Below are 1,016 nucleotides of genomic sequence, written 5' to 3'. Positions count from 1 at the left end.
AACTTGCGGATGAGTGAAATGACATCACCATCGTCAACTGTTCTTGATACAAGATTCATCAGTCTATCATGATGTACTGTGTCAAAGAAGCGTTCTAAGTCAATATCTACAATCCAATCCTGACCATCATTGAAGTATTCTAAGGCTTGTAAGATAGCCATCTCGGCGTATCGGTTAGGTCTAAATCCGTAGCTATACTCACTAAATTTCTTATCAAACATTGGTGTAAGAATTTGTGCGATCGCTTGTTGAATAACTCTGTCCTTGACCGTCGGAATGCCTAAGAGTCGTACCCCACCATTTGGTTTCGGGATTTCAACCCTTAGTACGGGTTGAGGGTGGTATATTCTTTGCCGAATTTGAGAAATGATTTCTTCCTTGTTCAACGCCATATACGCCCCTAGTTCCTGAACAGTCATTCCATCCACACCAGCTGCACCCTTATTTCGTTTTACCTGCTTGAATGCTTGATTTAGATTATCTCTATCCAAGATTTTATCCAGTAGTTTTTCTTCATACATGCTTTGTTATTTCCTTTCTGTCTCGTAAAGTCGGTATCCACTTTTTCGCTTACTGCCAGTGGTCTATTTCCTCTTCCAATCGAGATGTCTTATAACGATGAAATTGTTCAGCCCTTCGCTCTTTCTAACTTTCGTTAGATGTCTTCACTACTACGGCTTCTGCTGACTTCTCACTATCCAGTCTTGTATCGCTACAAGATTTTGGTGCAGACCAGTGAGACCTCCCCAGTTAAGGTGCGAACTCTTTCCCTCCACCTATCTGCCATATATACAACGTATGGTTTAGTAGCTATTGGATTTTAACTTCTTTTGCAGTCTTGTCCTCATACGCTGCCTCCTATATGATTTCTGTTCGTCAGACCAGAGGTTTGCCTCGAGCTTCCTTCAGATTCCATGTCGCCATGGACACCCTTGCTTTTGGCTATGTACTTACCGCTACTAGGTCGTACTCGGGACTTTCACCCGTTAGAGTTCGCCCATGCTGGGCGAACAAAA

The 1,016-nt window shown here is 42.7% G+C and carries 1 protein-coding gene; it reads right to left on the bottom strand.

Annotated elements, in window-relative coordinates; all coding sequences use genetic code 11:
- Positions 1–491, bottom strand: a 491-nt coding sequence (locus MF646_RS23100; RefSeq protein WP_250098836.1) for a reverse transcriptase domain-containing protein, incomplete at its 3' end; no start/stop codon positions are given.
- Positions 492–1,016 lie beyond the last annotated feature (525 nt).

It is taken from the genome of Halalkalibacter alkaliphilus (assembly GCF_023555415.1).
Classification (GTDB): domain Bacteria; phylum Bacillota; class Bacilli; order Bacillales; family Bacillaceae_D; genus Halalkalibacter; species Halalkalibacter alkaliphilus.
Note: the sequence above shows the minus strand (reverse complement) of the source record. Positions and strands in the feature narration are given on the sequence as shown.